Genomic DNA, 18,449 nt, shown 5'->3' with positions numbered 1-18,449 from the left:
GCCTGTCGTTCGTCGGACGCCGATGTCCGTTAGTCGACAAACGCCGGCCATCGGCGGGGCAAGCGAAGCTGTCTTGCGGCGCGACGGGGGCCGCCCTAGATCAGGCGCATGACTATTGCTGCAAACAGCCTCGACCTCATCGGCAACACCCCGCTGGTGCTGCTGAAGGGACCGAGCGAAGCCACCGGCTGCGAAATCTGGGGCAAGTGCGAATATGCGAACCCCGGCGGATCGGTGAAGGACCGCGCCGCGCTTTATATCGTTCGCGACGCCGAGGCGAACGGCAGCCTGCGCCCCGGCGGCACGATCGTCGAGGGAACCGCGGGTAACACCGGCATCGGCCTAGCGCTCGTCGGCAACGCGCTCGGTTACAAGACGATCATCGTCATGCCCGACAACCAGAGCGCCGAAAAAATGGCGACGATCCGCGCCTTGGGTGCCGAACTGGTGCTCGTCCCGCCCGCGCCCTTCGCCAACCCCGGCCATTTCGTCCACACGTCGCGCCGCATCGCCGAGGAAACCGACAATGCGATCTGGGCGAACCAGTTCGACAATATCGCCAACCGCAAGTCGCACATCTTCGGCACCGCCGAAGAAATCTGGGAGCAGATGGACGGCCGCATCGACGGCTTCACCTGCGCCGCGGGCACCGGCGGCACGATCGCGGGAACCGGGCTGGGGCTGAAGGCGCATAATGCCGACATCGTCGTCGCGCTCACCGACCCGCACGGCGCCGGGCTCTATAATTATTACCAGTGCGGCGAACTGAAGGCCGAAGGAACCAGCGTCGCCGAGGGGATCGGGCAGAACCGCATCACCGCGAACCTCGACGGCGCGCCGATCGACACCCAGTTCCGCATTTCGGATGCCGAAGGGCTGGCGGTCGTCCGCGCGCTGCTCGACGAGGAGGGGCTGTGCCTCGGCCTGTCGTCGGGGATCAACGTCGCGGGCGCGATGGCGCTCGCGCGGCAGCTTGGCCCGGGCAAGCGGATCGCAACCATCCTGTGCGACAGCGGGTTTCGCTATCTTTCGACGCTCTACAACCCCGAATGGCTGGCGAGCAAAGGTCTGGAGGCGGCGGCGTGAGCGGGATCAGGATCGACACCAGTCCGGCGCCGCAACCCGCGCCGCCCCCGGCGCCCGTCGCACCGGTGAACGACACGATGCGCCGCCTGCAGATCGGCATTGCGGGGGTGCTCACGGTGCTGCTGCTCGTCGGCATGGCGGGGCTGATCGGCGAACGTGCGCGTGAACGCGCCGCGGGCGACGTCGCCGCAACGGCCGAGGTGAAGATGCCCGGCGACGAGCTGAAAAGCAGCGGTGCGCCATTGGAAGAGCTCGGCGTGCAGGCGGTCCAGCCTTCGTCGAAGGATGAAAATGCCGCGACCGCCGCGAAGGTGCCGCAGGCGGCGCCCTCGGTGTCGAGCGTCCCCGACCTCGAACCCGACCCCGCCCTCCAGCGCGCGCGCCAGTCGAAACAGTGACCGCGGCACCGCGCCGGCCGATGCTGCGCGCCCTGACAATTGCCGTCGCAATTGCCGCGCTGGCGTGGATCGCGGGCGGACAGGTGTTGCTCGGACGCATCGACCCGACGCTGGCGATCCCGTTGCTTGCGCTGCCGATGCTGCTCCTCGCGCGATGGCAACGCGATGAACCCGCCGCGACGCGAAAGCGCACCTGCCTTCTGACCCTCCTATTCCTGGCGATCGCGCAGGCCGCGCTTGCGGTCATTCTCGCGGGATCGGCGGGGTGGCTGCAACTGCTCGCGACGATTTTGGCAGGCGCGCTTGCGGCATGGCTCGGCGACCGGATCGTCCAATGGCGCCCCGGAACGCGAGGACTGTCGTGGCTGGCGGGGCTGCTGCTTGTGGTCGGCTGGTTCGGCGGCGGACATGCGCTGCTCGCATCGCTTTACCGACCCGGCGCGGCTTCCGCCGATGCGCCCGCGGTCACGATGCTCACCGGCCTGCCGTTGCGCTGGTCGGCGGGCGAGGGGATTGCGGCGATGATCGCCGAAGGGACGAATGACGACCCCGCGCTTGCCCGCCTGATGACAGCGGGGCCGGTGTCGCTGGTCGACAGCCTCGCCGACCATGTGCCGCCGCCCGGCGGCACCCTGCTGATCGCGCACCCCCGCGCGCTGGCGCCGCAGGAACTGGTTGCGATCGATGCCTTCGTGCGTGGGGGCGGGCGGGCGGTCGTGCTTGCCGATGCGCTCTCGGGCTGGCCCGCCCGCCATCCGCTGGGCGATCCACGCAATCCGCCGGTGACCAGCCTGCTCACCCCGCTGCTCGATCATTGGGGTGTGACGCTGGGCGCGGCGCCCGGCGACGAGGGCGCCGCGCTCCCCGCCGATATCGATGGCGCGCGCCTCCGCCTGTTCAGCGCCGGGCGCTTCGACCGGCTGCCGACGGCCTGCCGCGCCTTCGCCGACCGTCATGTCGCGCGCTGTTCGATCGGCGCGGGCGAGGTATGGCTCGTTGGCGACGCCGACCTGATCTTCGCGCCGCTGTGGCGACCGCTTGTCCCCGGCGCCGACCATTTGCGGCAGGCCGACACGATGGAATGGCTGTTCGCGCACCTTTGGCGCGGCGCGGGGAGCGCCTCGCTGCACCCGCTCTGGATCCGCGCCCGCGCCATTTGAGTCGGCGTTTTCGCCCCGATTTACCCCGACTGTCGTACACGTGCGGCGCCTTGCCTGCGCCATGAGACCGGTATTTACCCAATTCGGAGCGCTTTTTGCGGTAAATGGGGGTTAGATTCCCTATTTCACCCTAAATTACCCCTTTCCACCCCGATCTATAGTTGATACTCAGGAATCGGAGAGGGGCAATCTCCACCCGTGCCGAACCAGCTGGAATCCCGCGATTCCGGGGACGGGGAAGTTTTGCCCGGTGGCGCGAATACGGGGGGCAGAGCGATGGCGATTGTGACGCCCGGCCAGTATGCGGGCACCAATTTCGCCGCGATCGATGGCAAGGGGCGGATCGCCGTCCCCTCTCAGTTCCGCAACAATGTGCCCCTCACTGCGGACGGCCAGCGCGTGCTTTGGGTCGGTTTCCACGAGAAGCTGCCCTGCCTCGTCGCCTATGGCCAGGATCAGTATGACCGGCTGAACGGCGAGATCGAACGCGACCGCGAAACCGCGCGGCTGCGCAACCTCGACTTCGACGAGGATGCCGAATTCAAGAAGCGCTTCAGCTACACCGAGCCCTATACGCTCGACGACAGTGGTCGCTTCCTGCCCAGCTTCATCCACCGCGACCGCGTCGGCGATGCCGGCGCGACGGCTTTTGTGGGGTCGGGCCGCCGCCTCGAAATCTGGTGGCTGCCGACCTTGGCCGAATGCGCCGAGGCCGATCCGGTCCTCCAGCGCCTGGCTGCCTCGTGGGATGCCATGAAAGGGAAGGGGCGAAAGTGACCGATCTTCCCCCCGAACTTCCTCGGGATCCCCGTCACGATCCGGTCCTCCGTGAAGAAGTCATCGCCGCGCTCGCTATCCTTCCCGGAGAACGCCACGTCGATGCGACCTTCGGTGCCGGCGGCTACACGCGCGCGATGCTCGCCGCGGGCGCCGACGTCATCGCCTGCGACCGCGATCCCGATGCGATTGCGGGCGGACAGGCGCTCGTCGAAGAAGCTGGCGGCAAGCTCACGCTGGTCCACGGCCGCTTCGGCGAAATCGACCGGCTGCTTGCCGAGCGCGGGATCGACGCCGTCGACGGCATCACCTTCGACATCGGCGTCTCTTCGATGCAGCTCGATCAGGGCGAGCGCGGCTTCTCGTTCCAGAAAGACGGCCCGCTCGACATGCGCATGGCGCAGGAGGGCGAAAGCGCCGCCGACTGGTTGAACCGCGCCGACGAGACCGAGATCGCCGACGTGCTTTTCCATTATGGCGACGAGCGCCAGTCGCGCCGCGTCGCGCGCGCGATCGTCGCGGCGCGCCCGCTGACCCGGACCGGCGAACTGGCGACGGTGATCCGCAAGGCGCTGCGCCATCCGCCCGGCGCGCCCAAAGACCCCTCGACGAAGAGCTTTCAGGCGATCCGCATCCACATCAACGGCGAGCTCGACGAACTCGTCGCGGGGCTCAATGCCGCCGAGCGGCTGCTCCGCCCCGGCGGCCGGCTTGCGGTTGTCAGCTTTCACAGCACCGAGGACCGGATCGTGAAGAATTTCCTGCGCGAACGCTGCGGTGGCGATGCCGCGGGTTCGCGTCACCGGCCCGCGCCGACGACTCCTCTGGCGCGGGCCGCAACCTTCGAAACCCCGGCGCGCAAGGTCCGCCCGGGCAAGGCCGAAGAGGCGCGCAACCCGCGCGCCCGATCGGCGACACTGCGTAGCGCGATCCGGACCGCTGCTCCGGCCCATTCGACGATGAAGGAGGCAATGTCATGCTGATGGCGGCCCGCAAGCTCCAGGGGATCGGCCTGGTCCTGCTCGTGCTCATCTTCGCGATGATGCTTTACCCCGTGTCGCTCAAGGTTGCGGCGACGCGCAGCGAATTGACGCGCATCGAACGGCAGATCGACCGGACGCGCGACAATATCCGCTATCTCGAATCCGAACTCGCGGTGCGCGCCTCGATGCGCCAGCTCGAACAATGGAACGCCGACACCTTCGGCTATTCGGCGCCCGACGCCGGCCAATATCTGTCGAACGAACGCCAGCTCGCCTCGCTCGACCGCCTGCCGCGCGCCCGCGGCGCCAACGAAGTCGCGCCGGTGCTGATGGCGATGGTCTCGCCCGTCGGTACCCCCGCGCCGGTCAAGGCGGCCGTTGCGCCGAAACCCGCGGCGGCCAAACCCATCGTGATCGCGCAGGCCGATATTCGCAGCGATACGCCGCCGCGGATGGCGCCGACGCGCCGGCGCGAACAGCTCAAGATGATCGAGGACCAGCTGCTCGCCGAATCGACGCTCGCCGATCTCAAGCGCGCGGCCGCGGCCGAGGCGGCGGGAGGAAAGTCCGGCCGATGAACACGCTGGTCGTCCGTCCGACCCGGGTTCGTACCGCTGGTGTGCGGCAGCAGATCCTGCTGACCGCGCAGCAGCGTTTGATGATCCTGATGCTTTTGTTCGGCGCGGCCTTTTTCCTCGTTTCGGTGCGTCTCGTCTATTTCGCGCTGTTCGACACCTCGGCGAACCGCGGCGCGGCGACCGCCTTCATTCCGGCACGCGCCGACATTATCGACCGCAACGGGGTGCCGCTTGCGCGCACCATCGACGGCTATTCGATCCGCGTCGTGCCGTCGAAGCTGCTCAACAACCGGCAATATCTCGCCGACGAGCTGGCCAAGATTTTCCCCGACACGCCGCGCGAGGAACTGCTCGCAAAGGTCAGCGGCTCGCGCCCGACCTATATCCGCCGCCGCGCGCTGCCCGACCAGGTCGCCGCGGTGAACGCGATCGGCGACGTCGGTTTCGATTTCCCGCGTGAAAAGGAGCGCCTCTATCCGCAGCTCACCCTCGCGGCGCATGTGCTCGGCTTCACCAACGCCGAAGGCCATGGCGTCACCGGCGTCGAGGGCGCGCTCGACCAGCGGCTGATCGACAAGGCGACGCGCGGCCAGCCGCTCGCGCTGTCGATCGACGCGCGCGTGCAGGGCGTGCTCGAAAGCGAATTGAGCGCGGCGGTCGCCAATCTCGAGGCGATCGGCGGCGCGGGCGTCATTCTCGACGTCCACACGGGCGAGGTTGCGGCGATGACCTCGCTGCCGACCTTCAACCCGAACAAGCTGACCGGCAGCGACCCGGCGACGCGCCGCAACGCCGTGACCTATAATCTCTACGAGCTGGGTTCGACCTTCAAGCCGCTGTCGATCGCCGCCGCGATCGATGATGGCGTGGTGACGAACATGGCGCGCCGCTACGATGCGTCTGCGCCGCTCGCGATCGCGGGGTTCCGTATCCGCGACAGCCATCCCGGGCGCTGGTACAATGTCCCCGAAACGCTGATCCAGAGCTCGAACATCGCGACCGCACGCATCGCCGACGAACTCGGCCGCGAGAATATGGAGCGGCTCTTCCGTAACCTCGATTTCGACAAGCGTCCGCAGATCGACCTCAAGGAACGCGCCTTTCCGCTCTGGCCGCGCGATTGGGGGCGGTTGACGACGATGACGACCAGCTATGGCCACGGTATTGCGGTGACCCCGATGCACCTCGCCAGCGCCTATGCCGCGCTCGTCAACGGCGGCATCTATCGCCCCGCGACGCTGATGAAGCTCGGCGACAAGGCGCCGCCGCAGGGGCGCCGCGTGTTCAAGGCCGCGACCAGCGCGCGGATGCGCCAGCTCCTTCGCCTCATCGTTTCGGACGGCACCGGCAAACAGGCCGACGCGCCGGGCTTCCGCGTCGGCGGCAAGACCGGATCGGCCGAAAAGCCGGGCGCGGGCGGCTATCGCCGTCATTCGCTCGTCTCGACCTTCGCCGCGGCTTTCCCGATGGACAATCCGCGCTACATCGTTCTCGTGATGATCGACGAACCCAAGGGCAATGCGTACAGCTCGGGCCAGCGTACCGCCGGCTGGACCGCGGCGCCCGTGGTGCGCAAGGTCGTCACCCGCGCGGGCCCGATGCTCGGCGTCTTCCCCGACGAAAGCCGCGACGTCGATGTCTCCGAATTGATCCCGCTCGTGCGCAAGGGCGAGGAAGCGAACTGATGCGTCTCGCCGCGCTGCTCGACGATCAGGGACTGGAGGGCAGCGATCCCGTCGTGACGGGGCTCGCGATCGATCATCGCAAGGTAGCGCCCGGAACGATTTTCGGCGCCTTCGTCGGCGAAAAATTCAACGGCGAGGATTTCATCGCCGCCGCGATCGAAGCGGGCGCGGTCGCGATCGTCGCGCGCCCCGAAGCGAAGGTTGAGGGCGCGGTGCATGTCGCCGATACCAATCCGCGCCGCGCCTTTGCGCATATCGCGGCGCGCTTCTTCCACCGCTTCCCCGCGACCTGCGTCGCCGTCACCGGCACGAACGGCAAGACCTCGACGGTCGAGATGACGCGCCAGTTGTGGCGTATGGCGGGGTTCAACGCCGCATCGATCGGCACGCTTGGCATCACGACGTCGCTCGAAAGCGCCTCGACGGGCCTCACCACGCCCGACATCGTAACCTTCCTGTCGAACATGTCGGGCCTCGCCGCCGAGGGCGTGACGCACGCGGCATTCGAGGCATCGAGCCACGGCCTCGACCAATATCGCACCGAAGGACTGCCGGTGAAGGCGGTCGCCTTCACCAACCTCAGCCACGACCATCTCGACTATCACGGCACGATGGACGCCTATCTGGCCGCGAAGCTCCGCCTCTTCTCCGAAGTCGTCGAGCCCGGCGGTTCGGCGGTCGTCTGGGCCGACGACGAATATTCGCCCGCCGTGATCGACGTGGCGAAGGCGCGCGGCGTCCGGCTGCTGACCGTCGGTGCAGGCGGCGAAACGCTCCGCCTCGTCTCGCGCGAACCCACCCAGCTCGGCCAGTCGCTGGTGATCGCCGCGGGCGAACTCACCCAAAAGGTCGAATTGCCGCTGATCGGCGCCTATCAGGTCGCGAACGCGCTCGTGTCGGCAGGGCTCGTCATCGCGACCGGGGGCGACGTTGCGCAGACCCTCGGCAATCTCGCGCGGCTCCAGCCAGTGCGCGGACGGCTCGAGCGCGCCGCAATCACCAAGGCCGGTGCGCCGGTCTATGTCGATTACGCCCATACCCCCGACGCGATCGAGGCGGCGCTCGATGCGCTGCGCCCGCACGCGACCGGCCGCCTGATCCTCGTCTTCGGGGCGGGCGGCGACCGCGACCAGGCGAAGCGCCCCGAAATGGGCAAGGCGGCTGCTGCGAAGGCCGAGGTGCTGATCATCACCGACGACAATCCGCGCGGCGAAGACCCTGCCGTCATCCGCGCCGCTATCGCCGCCGCCGCGCCGGGTGCGCAGGTGATCGGCGACCGCCGCGCCGCGATGGCGGCCGCGATCGCCGAGGCGCGCGCCGACGATATCATCTGCATCGCGGGCAAGGGCCATGAACAGGGCCAGATCGTCGGGCGCGGCGACGACATGCGCGTCATCCCGTTCGACGATGTGATGGTTGCGCGCGAGGAGGCGGCATGAACCCGCTCTGGACCGCGCGCGCGATCGCTTCGGCAACGGGGGGAAGTGCGAGCGCCGATTTTACCGTCCACGGCGTCGCTTTCGATTCGCGCGAGGTGACGAATGGCGACCTCTTCATCGCGATGAAGGGCGAGGCCGCCGACGGCCACGCCTTTATCGACAAGGCGATCACCGCCGGTGCCGCGGGCATCGTCTGCGAAACCGCGATCGATCATCCGCACGTCCGCGTCACCGACAGCGCTGCGGCGCTGAATGCGCTGGGCATCGCGTCGCGCGCGCGCAGCCATGGCCGGATCATCGGCGTCACCGGCTCGGCGGGCAAGACGGGAACCAAGGAGGCGCTGTTCGCCGCGCTCGACCGCTTCCGTCCTGGCCGCGCGCATCGCTCGGTCAAGAGCTACAACAATCATGTCGGCGTGCCTTTAAGTCTCGCACGCATGCCCTCGACCGCCGACTTCGGCGTGTTCGAAATGGGGATGAACCACGCGGGCGAACTCGCCGACCTGACGCGCATGGTGCGTCCGCACGTCGCCATCGTCACGACGATCGCCCCCGCGCACATGGAGTTTTTCAGCGGCGAAGAGGCGATCGCCGACGCAAAGGGCGAGATTTTCGAGGGACTCGAGCCCGGCGGCACCGCGATCGTGCCGTTCGACAGCCCGCATTATGCGCGCCTTCGCGCCAAGGCGGAGCAGCACGCCGCGCATGTCGTCAGCTTCGGGCTGGACGAAGGCGCCGACGTACGCGCGGTCGACTGGCTTTCGGACGGGAAGGGCGGCTCGCTCGTCACTGCACAGGTGCAGGACTCGCTGCTCTGTTTCACCATCGCACAGGCGGGCGCGCACTGGGTGGCCAATTCGCTCGCGGTCCTCGCGGCGGTGAAGGCGGTCGGCGGCGACCTTCCGGCGGCGGGGCTCGCCTTTGCCGAGATGGGTGGACTCACCGGGCGCGGCGCGCGGCACCGCGTCGAAGTGCCGGGCGGCCATATCCTCGTCATCGACGAAAGCTACAACGCCAATCCCGCCTCGATGGCGGCGACGATCGACCAGTTCGGCACCGAATCCGCCGACCGCAAAGTGGCGATTCTCGGCGCGATGAAGGAGCTGGGCGCGGGCGGAGAGGCATATCACGCGGGCCTTGCGGCTCCGCTCGTCGCGGCGGGAGTGCAATTCGCCCTGCTTGTCGGCGAAGAGATGGCGCCGCTTGCCAAAGCGCTTGAGGGCCGCATCGATTTCGAGCATGTGCCCGCGCACTCTGCCGCGACCGCGCGGCTCAAACACCTGATCCGCGCCGGCGACGCCGTGCTGGTGAAGGGGTCGAACAGCGTCGGGCTGTCGCATGTCGTGGCGGCGCTGACCAACGGGGATTATTGATGCTTTACTGGCTGGCGGAATGGCTTGGCTTTCCGGGGGCTCTCAACCTCATTCGTTACCTGAGCTTCCGCTCGGGGGCGGCGGTTGCGACCGCGCTGATCATCGGGCTGTGGATCGGCCCGCGTTTCATCCTGATGCTGCGGATGCGGCAGGGGAAGGGGCAGCCGATCCGCGACGACGGGCCGCAAAGCCACCTCGCCAAAAAGGGCACGCCGACGATGGGCGGGCTGATGATCCTGATTTCGCTGATGATCTCCGCGCTGTTGTGGATGGACCTGTCGAACCGCTTCGTCTGGGCGTGCCTGTTCGTGACCGGCGGGTTCGCCGTGGTCGGATTTCTCGACGACCTCGACAAGGTGACCAAGGCCAGCCACCGCGGGATTCCGGGGCGCGTGCGCCTGCTGATCGAGTTCGTGATCGCCGCGGTCGCGGTGCTGCTGATCGTCTCGCGCACCGGCACCGACCTCTATCTGCCCTTCTTCAGCGGGATCGTGATCCCGCTCGGGCCATTCTATTATGTCTTCGCGATGGTGCTGATCGTCGGTTTCGGCAATGCGGTGAACCTGACCGACGGGCTCGACGGGCTCGCGACCTTCCCGGTGATCATCGCCAGCCTGACCTTCCTCGTCATCGTCTATCTTTCGGGTAACGTGAAATTTGCGGGCTATCTCGGCATCCCGCACGTTCCAGGCGCGGGCGAGCTTGCGGTCTTTGCCGCCGCGATCATCGGCGCCTGCCTCGCCTTCCTGTGGTTCAACGCACCCCCGGCGGCAGTCTTCATGGGCGACACGGGCAGCCTCGCGCTCGGCGGCGCGCTCGCGACGATCGCCGTCACCGCGCAGCACGAACTCGTCCTCGTCCTCGTCGGCGGGCTGTTCGTGGTCGAGGCGTTGTCGGTGATCATCCAGGTCTTCTGGTACAAGCGCACGGGCAAGCGCGTGTTCCGCATGGCGCCGATCCACCATCATTTCGAACAATTGGGCTGGCCCGAATCCACCGTCGTCATCCGCTTCTGGATCGTCTCGATCGTCCTCGCGCTCGCAGGGCTCGCGACCTTGAAACTCCGGTGATCACCTCGCGCGTCTTTGCCGGCCGCCGCTATGCGGTGCTGGGACTGGCGCGCTCGGGTCTCGCGACCGTCGAGGCGCTGATCGCCAGTGGCGCCGGCGTCACCGCGTGGGACGACCGCGAGGAAGCGCGCGACGACGCGATGGCATTGGGCGCCGACATCGGCAACCCGCTCGACATCGATCTCATCGGCTTTGCGGGCGTCGTCGTGTCGCCCGGCGTGCCGCTCAACCGTCACCCGATCGCCGTGCACGCGCGCGAGGCGCATGTACCCGTGATCGGCGACGTCGAACTTTTCGCCGAGGCGCAGGGCGAGTTGCCGCCGCACAAGGTGGTCGGTATCACCGGCACCAACGGCAAGTCGACCGTCACCGCGCTCATCGCGCATATGCTGGAGAGCGCGGGCGTACCGGTGCTGATGGGCGGCAATATCGGCCTGCCGATCCTCAGCCGCGAGCCGCTCCCCGAAGGCGGGGTCTATGTCCTCGAACTGTCGAGCTACCAGATCGACCTGTCGCACAGCCTCGCCTGCGATATCGCGGTGCTCACCAACCTCAGCCCCGATCACCTCGACCGCTACGACGGCTTTGCCGGCTATACAGCATCGAAGGCGCGGCTCTTCGGGCTCCAGCATCAGGGTCAGGTCGCGATCGTCGCGGTCGACGACGACCCGTCGAAGATGATCGCGAGCCGGATCAATCATCGCCTGCACCGCGTGTCGGCGAAGGATATCGATCCGGTCGATCAGATCCGCTGGACCGCGCTGCAAGGGCCGCACAACGCCCAGAACGCCGTGTGCGCGATTGCGGTGTGCCGCGTGCTGGGGCTGGATGACGAACAGATCGAGCGGGGGCTGGCGACGTACAAGTCGCTCCCGCATCGCATGGAATTGGTCGGCGAAGTCGGGGGGGTCAGCTGGTTCAACGACAGCAAGGCTACCAACGCGGCTTCCGCTGCACCGGCGCTGGCGGCTTTCCCGCCGGCGCCGGACCAGCGTCTTCACTGGATCGCCGGCGGCAAGGCCAAGGGCGACGGACTTGCGGCGTGCCATCCGTGGTTCGGCCACGTCAAACGCGCCTATCTGATCGGCGAGGCGATGGAGCCCTTCGCGGCCGAGATCGGCGACGCGATCCCGGTCGAGCGCTCGGGCGATATGGCGACCGCGGTGAAGCAGGCGGCGGCGGCGGCGAAACCCGGCGATATCGTGCTGCTGTCGCCGGCGTGCGCCTCGTTCGACCAGTTCAAGGACTATGAGCAGCGCGGCGACGCGTTTCGCGCCGCGGTACAGGCGCTCGGGGCATGAGCGGGGGGGACAATATGGACGCGACCGAACGGCCGGTGATCGCCACGACGACGCGTACGACAAAGCGCCGCGGCCCGCGCCTCAGCCGCGCCGACCGCACGCCGCTCGGGCTGTGGTTCTGGGAAATCGACCGCGTCCTCCTGCTGCTCGTGTCGATCCTCGTCGCGATCGGGCTCGTTGCCGTCGCCGCGGCATCGCCCGTCGCCGCGCAGAAACTATCGACCTCGACCGCGTCGCTCGACCCGCTCTATTATTTCTATCGCCAGCTGATGTGGGTGATGGTCGGCGTGCCGGTGATGCTCGCGGTGTCGATGCTGCCCAAGCCGCAGGCGCGGCGCTTCGCGATTTACGGCACCATCACCTTCCTCGTCCTGCTCTTCCTCGTGCCGCTGATCGGTACGTCGGTGAACGGTGCGCAGCGCTGGATCGGTAGCGGCGTGTTCCGGCTCCAGCCGTCGGAATTTCTCAAACCCTTCTTCGCGGTGTCGCTCGCGTGGATCCTGTCGCTGCGGCTGCACGACCAGAGCCTGCCCGTCGTCCCGCTCGCCGCCGCGCTCACCGGCGTTATCGCGCTGCTGCTGATGGGGCAGCCCGATCTGGGGCAGACGATCATCTTCGCTGCGACCTGGTTCGTGCTCGTGCTCGTCGCCGGCCTGTCGATGCGGATCATGGGGATGCTCGCAGGCGCGGGTGTCGTCGGGATCATCCTCGCCTATTTCTTCTATCCGGTCGCGCAGCAGCGCATCAACATCTGGCTGTTCGCCGAAGGCGACAGCTTCCAGGTCGACAAGGCGCATGCGACGCTGACGGCCGGGGGACTGATCGGCACAGGCCCCGGCGCGGGCCTTGCCAAATTCCAGCTTCCCGAAGCGCACACCGACTATATCTTCTCGGTCATCGGTGAGGAATTCGGGATGATCGCGTGCATCGCGATCGCGATCCTCTATCTCGCGATCATCGTCCGCGTCCTCGTCCGCCTGCTCGACGAGGAAGACAGCTTCCTGATCCTCGCCGTCGCGGGGCTCGTCGCGCAGTTCGGCGGACAGGCGGTGATCAACATGGCGGTGAACACGCAAATCTTCCCGTCGAAGGGGATGACGCTGCCGTTCATCAGCTATGGCGGTTCGTCGTTCATCGCTTTGTCGATCGGCATGGGTTTGCTCTTGTCGCTGACCCGCCGGAACCCCTATGCGGCTCGGGTATCGATGACCCGAAACTGGAACAAGAAATGACCGCAACACGCCACTTCCTTCTCGCCGCCGGCGGGACGGGGGGACATATGCTGCCCGCTTATGCCCTCGCGGGCGAACTGATCGCGCGCGGACACCGCGTTGCGCTGGTCAGCGACGACCGCGGGCTGAAGATTCCGGGGGCTCCCGCCGAACTCGAAACGCACGTGCTTCCCGCGGGCCGCGTATCGGGCGGACCGGTCGGCTGGCTCAAGGCCGCGCTCGCGATCCGCAAGGGACGCCGCATGGCGATCGACCTGATCCGCGATTTCGATCCCGCCGTCGTTGTCGGTTTCGGCGGCTATCCCTCGCTTCCCAGCCTGCTCGCCGCGGGCGCGACGAAGCGTCCGCGCGTACTCCACGAACAAAATGCCGTGCTCGGCCGCGTCAACCGGATGATGGCGCCGCGCGTCGATGCGGTCGCGGTCGCCTATCACAATATCCAGCGCTACCCCGAAGGGCATGAGCTGAAGAAGCATATCACCGGCAATCCGGTGCGCGACGAGATCGTTGCGATCCGCGACGACGGCTTTCCGCCGCTGCCCGAAGACGGCATCTTCCGCCTGCTGGTCGTCGGGGGCAGCCTTGGTGCGACGGTGCTGAGCGAAGTCGTGCCCGCGGCCATTGCGATGCTGCCGCGCGCGCTGCTCGACCGGCTGCAGGTCGTGCAGCAGTGCCGCGAGGATGATCTGGAGGCGGTGCGCGCCAAATATGCCGAGCTTGGCGTCGCGGCGGAATGTGCCCCTTACATCAAGGATTTTCCCGAACGGCTCCGCTGGGCGCATATGGTCATCGCGCGCGCTGGGGCGTCGACCGTCGCCGAACTGGCCTGCGCGGGGCGCCCCGCGATCTTCGTTCCCTATCCAAGCTCGATGGACAACCACCAGACCTATAATGTCGTCGACCTTGTCGAAGCGGGCGGGGCGATCGCGTTCCAGCAACCCGATTTCACGCCTGCCGAGGTGGCGAAACATATCCAGCGCATGGCGCTCGAACCCGGCGCGCTCGAAGCCGCCGCCGAACGCGCGGCAAGCTGCGGGCTTCCCGATGCGACGCGCGACCTCGCCGACCTCGTCGAATCGCTCGCTGCGCCGCCGATGATGGATGTGATCCGCGTCGGCGCCTCGTCGCGTTCGGCCGCGGTCGCCGGCGGCGTCGCCGCTACCCGTGCGGGAGATCACTGATGCGCGGCGTTGCGACCGATATCGGCACCATCCACTTCATCGGCATCGGCGGCATCGGCATGTCGGGTATCGCCGAGGTGATGCACAACCTCGGCTATCAGGTGCAGGGCAGCGACATTGCCGATGGCTATGTCATCGAGGGGCTGCGCAAACGCGGGATCAAGGTCGCGATCGGGCATGAGGCGTCGAATGTCGATGGCGTCGCCGTCGTCGTCACCTCGACCGCGGTCAAGCGCGGCAATCCCGAGGTCGAGGCCGCGCTCGCGCAGCGCATCCCGCTCGTCCGCCGCGCCGAGATGCTCGCCGAGCTGATGCGGCTGAAATCGACCGTCGCGATCGCAGGCACGCATGGCAAGACGACGACAACCAGCCTCGTCGCGGCGCTGCTCGACGCGGGCGGGATCGATCCGACCGTGATCAACGGCGGCATCATCAACAATTATGGCTCGAACGCGCGGCTCGGCGCGTCGGACTGGATGGTGGTCGAAGCTGATGAGAGCGACGGCAGCTTCCTGCGCCTCGACGGGACGATCGCGGTCGTCACCAATATCGATCCCGAACATCTCGATCATTATGGCAGCTTCGACGCGATCAAGGACGCGTTCGTCGAGTTCATCGAAAATGTGCCCTTTTATGGCGCGGCCATGCTCTGCCTCGACCATCCCGAGGTACAGGCGATCATCCCGCGCATCCGCGACCGCCGCATCGTGACCTATGGCTTTTCGGCCCAAGCGGATGTGCGCGGCACCAATGTGACGCCCGGCCCCGACGGCAACCGCTTCGATGTCGTCGTGCGCGACCGCGACGGCAACAGCCGGACGATCGAGGGTATCCACCTGCCGATGTCGGGCCGTCACAATGTCCAGAACTCGCTCGCGGCGATTGCGGTGGCGCTGCACATGGGGGTCAGCGACGACAAGATCGTGTCGGGCTTCCACGGCTTTGCCGGGGTCAAGCGCCGCTTCACCAGAGTCGGCGAGATTGCGGCAGGTGAGGGCGTTGTCACCGTGATTGACGACTATGCGCACCATCCGGTCGAAATTCGCGCTGTCCTGTCAGCCGCGCGCGAAGGCGTCGGCGCGGGCCGCGTCGTCGGCGTTGTCCAGCCGCACCGCTTCACGCGCCTGCGCGACCATATGGACGACTTCCAACAGGCGTTTAACGACGCCGATATCGTGCTCGCGCTGCCCGTCTATGCCGCAGGCGAAGCGCCGATTGATGGCGTGTCGTCGGACGCGCTGGTCGAAGGCCTGCGCGACCGCGGGCATCGCCAGGCGAATGTCGTCGCCGATGCTGGCGGGCTCGCTTCGGCCATCGCGGCGAGCATCGCCGCGGGAGACCTCGGCGCGGGCGACATGATCATCTGCCTCGGCGCGGGCGACATCACCAAGATGGCCGCGGGCCTCGCGGCGGCGGTCGAGGCGGCGTGAGCGCTGCCGATACCCTCCCGGCCGTGCGCGGCAAGCTGACGGCAAAGGCGCCGCTGGCGCCGCTCGTCTGGTTCAAGTCGGGCGGTCCCGCCGACTGGCTGTTCGAGCCGAAGGACGCCGACGACCTCGCCGATTTCCTTCGCGACCTCGATCCTTCGGTTCCCGTGATGGCGCTGGGTCTCGGATCGAACCTTATCGTTCGCGACGGCGGTTTTCCGGGCGTCGTCGTCCGGCTCGGCAAGGCCTTTGCGAAAGTCGAAGCGATCGATGCGACGACGCTGCGCTGCGGCGGCGGCGCGTCGGGCATCCTCGTTTCCTCGACCGCGCGCGACGCGGGCATCGCGGGCATGGAATTCCTGCGCTCGATTCCCGGCACTGTCGGCGGCTTCGTTCGCATGAACGGCGGCGCCTATGGCGGCGAGGTCAAGGATATCCTCATCGACTGCGACGTCGTGCTGCGTTCGGGCGAGCGCAAGACGCTGCCGCTCGCCGACCTTGGCTATACCTATCGCCACAGCGAATTGCCCGAAGGCGCGGTCGTTATCGGCGCGGCCTTCCGCGGCCGGCCCGGCGAGGCCGCCGCCATCCAGGCCGAAATGGACCGCATCTCGGCAAGCCGCGAAGCCTCGCAGCCCTTGCGTTCGAAAACCGGCGGCTCGACCTTCAAGAACCCCGACGGGCACAAGGCCTGGCAGCTCGTCGACGAGGCTGGCTGCCGCGGTTTTACCGTCGGCGGCGCGCAGGTCAGCGAGAAGCACACCAATTTCCTGATCAACGCCGGTGAGGCGACGAGCGCCGATATCGAGGCCCTCGGCGAGGAAGTCCGCCGCAGGGTGAAGGACAAGAGCGGCATCGAATTGCAATGGGAAATACAGCGCGTGGGAGTGAAAAAGTGAGCCGGGGTCCTTGGCATGTTGCCGTCCTGATGGGCGGCTGGTCCGCCGAACGCGAAGTGTCGTTGATGAGCGGCAATGGCGTCGCCGACGCCCTCGAAAGCCGCGGCCACAAGGTTACGCGCATCGACATGGACCGCGACGTCGCGCTGCGGCTGGCCGAGGCGAAACCCGACGTCGTGTTCAACGCGCTCCACGGCGTTCCCGGCGAAGACGGGACCGTGCAGGGCATGCTCGACCTGATGGGCCTCAAATACACCCACAGCGGCCTCGTCACCTCGGTGATCGCGATCGACAAGGAATTGACGAAGCAGGCGCTCGTGCCGCATGGTATTCCCATGCCGACGGGGACCATGGTCGACAGCGAAAGCCTCTTTTCCATCGACCCCTTGCCGCGCCCCTATGTGCTGAAGCCCGTAAACGAAGGCTCGTCGGTCGGCGTCGCGATCGTCAAGGACGACAGCAACTACGGCAACCCGATCGCACGCGAAGCCGTCGGCCCTTGGCAGGAGTTCGACCGCCTGCTCGCCGAACCCTTCATCAAGGGGCGCGAGCTGACCGTCGCGGTGCTCGGCGATCAGGCGCTCGCCGTCACCGAACTGCGCGTCAAGTCGGGCTTCTACGACTATGATGCCAAATATACCGATGGCCTGACCGAACATGTCTGCCCCGCCGATGTGCCCGACGAGGTGGCGCAGCGGATGAAGGATCTGGCGCTTCAGGCGCACCGCCTGCTCGGCTGCAAGGGCGCGTCGCGCTCGGACTTCCGCTGGGACGACGAACATGGCCTGACGGGCATCTTCCTGCTCGAGGTCAATACCCAGCCGGGGATGACACAGCTTAGCCTCGTGCCCGAACAGGGGCGCGCCGTCGGCATGGATTATGCCGAACTCGTCGAACGCATCGTGGGGGAAGCGTTGTCATGAGCAGCACGAAGATCAAGCGCGCCAAGGCGCCGCCGCGGCGGCCAGCGCGCGCGCCCAAAAAGCGCAAGACGATCAAGACATCGCGCGTCAACGCGATCATCAACGCGTTGCCGATCAGCCCGCAGCGGTTGCAAAGGCTTGCGAACTGGACGATCGGTCTCAGCCTGTTCGCGGTCGCCGGGATTGCCGCGCACGCGACCGGCGTGACCGCCAAGGTGCATGAGGAATATGCGCAGGCGGTCGGCCGCGCGGGGTTCCAGGTCAAGAAGGTCGAGGTCGTCGGCGCCGACCGCATCGACCGGCTGAAGGTTTACGACATCGCGCTCGCGCAGAAGGATCGCTCGATGGCGGCGGTCGACCTCGAGGATGTGCGCGGTGACCTGATGCGCTACGGCTGGATCAAGGATGCGCGCGTGTCGCGCCGCCTGCCCGATACGCTCGTCGTCGATATCGTCGAGCGCACCCCGGCGGCGATCTGGCAGCATAACAATCGTCTGTCGCTGATCGACGAAAAGGGCGTCGTGCTCGAACCCGTCACCGTCGCAACGATGCCCGACCTGCCGCTCGTCATCGGGCCGAAGGCGAACCAGCGTTCGCAGGACCTGGATCGCCTGCTGACCGAAGCGAGCAGTCTCAAGGAACTGCTCGCGGGCGCGACCTGGGTCGGCAACCGCCGCTGGGACCTCCGCTTCCGCAGCGGTGAAACGCTGTCGCTTCCCGAAGGCGAGGCCGAGGCGAAGGCCGCGCTCGCCAAATTCGCGCATATGGACGGCGCGAACCGCCTGCTCGGCCGCGGTATATTGCGCTTCGACATGCGCGACCCCGCACGCTTCGTGCTGCGCCTGCCGCACGAAGGGCAGGTGGCGCCCGCGAAGCTCGACGACGCGCGCGCCGCGGTCGACGCGGTCGCCGAAGCGTCGGCGGAGAAGGGCTAAGC

At 67.3% G+C, this 18,449-nt stretch carries 17 protein-coding genes; all 17 read left to right on the top strand.

Annotation, left to right across the window (positions count from 1 at the left end):
- The first annotated feature begins 108 nt into the window (after window positions 1-108).
- Window positions 109-1,086: a cysteine synthase A gene (locus ACIPPQ_RS09660; RefSeq protein WP_446543891.1), complete on the top strand. Its 978-nt coding sequence runs from the start codon at window positions 109-111 to the stop codon at window positions 1,084-1,086.
- The gene (locus tag ACIPPQ_RS09655; RefSeq protein WP_446543890.1) at window positions 1,083-1,484 is read left to right on the top strand and encodes a hypothetical protein; all 402 of its coding nucleotides are present in this window, start codon (window positions 1,083-1,085) and stop codon (window positions 1,482-1,484) included. Before ACIPPQ_RS09660 ends, ACIPPQ_RS09655 begins: the two co-directional genes overlap by 4 nt.
- Window positions 1,481-2,644 (top strand): Gldg family protein, encoded by a 1,164-nt coding sequence (locus ACIPPQ_RS09650; RefSeq protein WP_446543889.1) that lies wholly within the window; start codon window positions 1,481-1,483, stop codon window positions 2,642-2,644. The genes ACIPPQ_RS09655 and ACIPPQ_RS09650 overlap by 4 nt, the downstream gene beginning before the upstream one ends.
- A 276-nt stretch (window positions 2,645-2,920) precedes the next feature.
- Window positions 2,921-3,421: a division/cell wall cluster transcriptional repressor MraZ gene (locus ACIPPQ_RS09645; RefSeq protein ID WP_446543888.1), complete on the top strand. Its 501-nt coding sequence runs from the start codon at window positions 2,921-2,923 to the stop codon at window positions 3,419-3,421.
- Complete coding sequence (gene rsmH / locus ACIPPQ_RS09640; RefSeq protein WP_446543887.1) at window positions 3,418-4,404, top strand: 16S rRNA (cytosine(1402)-N(4))-methyltransferase RsmH; 987 nt, start codon at window positions 3,418-3,420, stop codon at window positions 4,402-4,404. Before ACIPPQ_RS09645 ends, rsmH begins: the two co-directional genes overlap by 4 nt.
- Window positions 4,398-4,982 (top strand): hypothetical protein, encoded by a 585-nt coding sequence (locus ACIPPQ_RS09635; RefSeq protein WP_446543886.1) that lies wholly within the window; start codon window positions 4,398-4,400, stop codon window positions 4,980-4,982. The genes rsmH and ACIPPQ_RS09635 overlap by 7 nt, the downstream gene beginning before the upstream one ends.
- Window positions 4,979-6,667, top strand: coding sequence for a peptidoglycan D,D-transpeptidase FtsI family protein (locus ACIPPQ_RS09630; protein ID WP_446543885.1), 1,689 nt, complete (start codon window positions 4,979-4,981; stop codon window positions 6,665-6,667). The genes ACIPPQ_RS09635 and ACIPPQ_RS09630 overlap by 4 nt, the downstream gene beginning before the upstream one ends.
- Window positions 6,667-8,106, top strand: a complete 1,440-nt coding sequence (locus ACIPPQ_RS09625; protein ID WP_446543884.1) for a UDP-N-acetylmuramoyl-L-alanyl-D-glutamate--2,6-diaminopimelate ligase — start codon at window positions 6,667-6,669, stop codon at window positions 8,104-8,106. Before ACIPPQ_RS09630 ends, ACIPPQ_RS09625 begins: the two co-directional genes overlap by 1 nt.
- A complete protein-coding gene (locus ACIPPQ_RS09620; RefSeq protein WP_446543883.1) occupies window positions 8,103-9,479 on the top strand; it encodes a UDP-N-acetylmuramoyl-tripeptide--D-alanyl-D-alanine ligase in 1,377 nt (458 codons plus the stop codon). Before ACIPPQ_RS09625 ends, ACIPPQ_RS09620 begins: the two co-directional genes overlap by 4 nt.
- A complete protein-coding gene (gene mraY, locus ACIPPQ_RS09615; protein WP_327457475.1) occupies window positions 9,479-10,549 on the top strand; it encodes a phospho-N-acetylmuramoyl-pentapeptide-transferase in 1,071 nt (356 codons plus the stop codon). The genes ACIPPQ_RS09620 and mraY overlap by 1 nt, the downstream gene beginning before the upstream one ends.
- Window positions 10,546-11,850 carry a UDP-N-acetylmuramoyl-L-alanine--D-glutamate ligase gene (gene murD / locus ACIPPQ_RS09610; protein ID WP_446543882.1) on the top strand — a complete coding sequence of 435 codons (1,305 nt, stop codon included), beginning with the start codon at window positions 10,546-10,548 and terminating at the stop codon, window positions 11,848-11,850. The genes mraY and murD overlap by 4 nt, the downstream gene beginning before the upstream one ends.
- Window positions 11,847-13,082, top strand: coding sequence for an FtsW/RodA/SpoVE family cell cycle protein (locus ACIPPQ_RS09605; RefSeq protein WP_327457471.1), 1,236 nt, complete (start codon window positions 11,847-11,849; stop codon window positions 13,080-13,082). Before murD ends, ACIPPQ_RS09605 begins: the two co-directional genes overlap by 4 nt.
- Window positions 13,079-14,263, top strand: a complete 1,185-nt coding sequence (murG, locus tag ACIPPQ_RS09600) for an undecaprenyldiphospho-muramoylpentapeptide beta-N-acetylglucosaminyltransferase (RefSeq protein ID WP_446543881.1) — start codon at window positions 13,079-13,081, stop codon at window positions 14,261-14,263. The genes ACIPPQ_RS09605 and murG overlap by 4 nt, the downstream gene beginning before the upstream one ends.
- A complete protein-coding gene (murC, locus tag ACIPPQ_RS09595; protein ID WP_446543880.1) occupies window positions 14,263-15,693 on the top strand; it encodes a UDP-N-acetylmuramate--L-alanine ligase in 1,431 nt (476 codons plus the stop codon). Before murG ends, murC begins: the two co-directional genes overlap by 1 nt.
- A complete protein-coding gene (murB, locus tag ACIPPQ_RS09590; RefSeq protein ID WP_446543879.1) occupies window positions 15,690-16,589 on the top strand; it encodes a UDP-N-acetylmuramate dehydrogenase in 900 nt (299 codons plus the stop codon). Before murC ends, murB begins: the two co-directional genes overlap by 4 nt.
- Window positions 16,586-17,512, top strand: coding sequence for a D-alanine--D-alanine ligase (locus tag ACIPPQ_RS09585; protein ID WP_446543878.1), 927 nt, complete (start codon window positions 16,586-16,588; stop codon window positions 17,510-17,512). Before murB ends, ACIPPQ_RS09585 begins: the two co-directional genes overlap by 4 nt.
- A complete protein-coding gene (locus ACIPPQ_RS09580) occupies window positions 17,509-18,447 on the top strand; it encodes a cell division protein FtsQ/DivIB (protein WP_327457461.1) in 939 nt (312 codons plus the stop codon). Before ACIPPQ_RS09585 ends, ACIPPQ_RS09580 begins: the two co-directional genes overlap by 4 nt.
- Window positions 18,448-18,449: the final 2 nt, after the last annotated feature.

The sequence above is a fragment of the Sphingopyxis sp. LARHCG72 genome, assembly GCF_052871675.1.
Note: the sequence above shows the minus strand (reverse complement) of the source record. Positions and strands in the feature narration are given on the sequence as shown.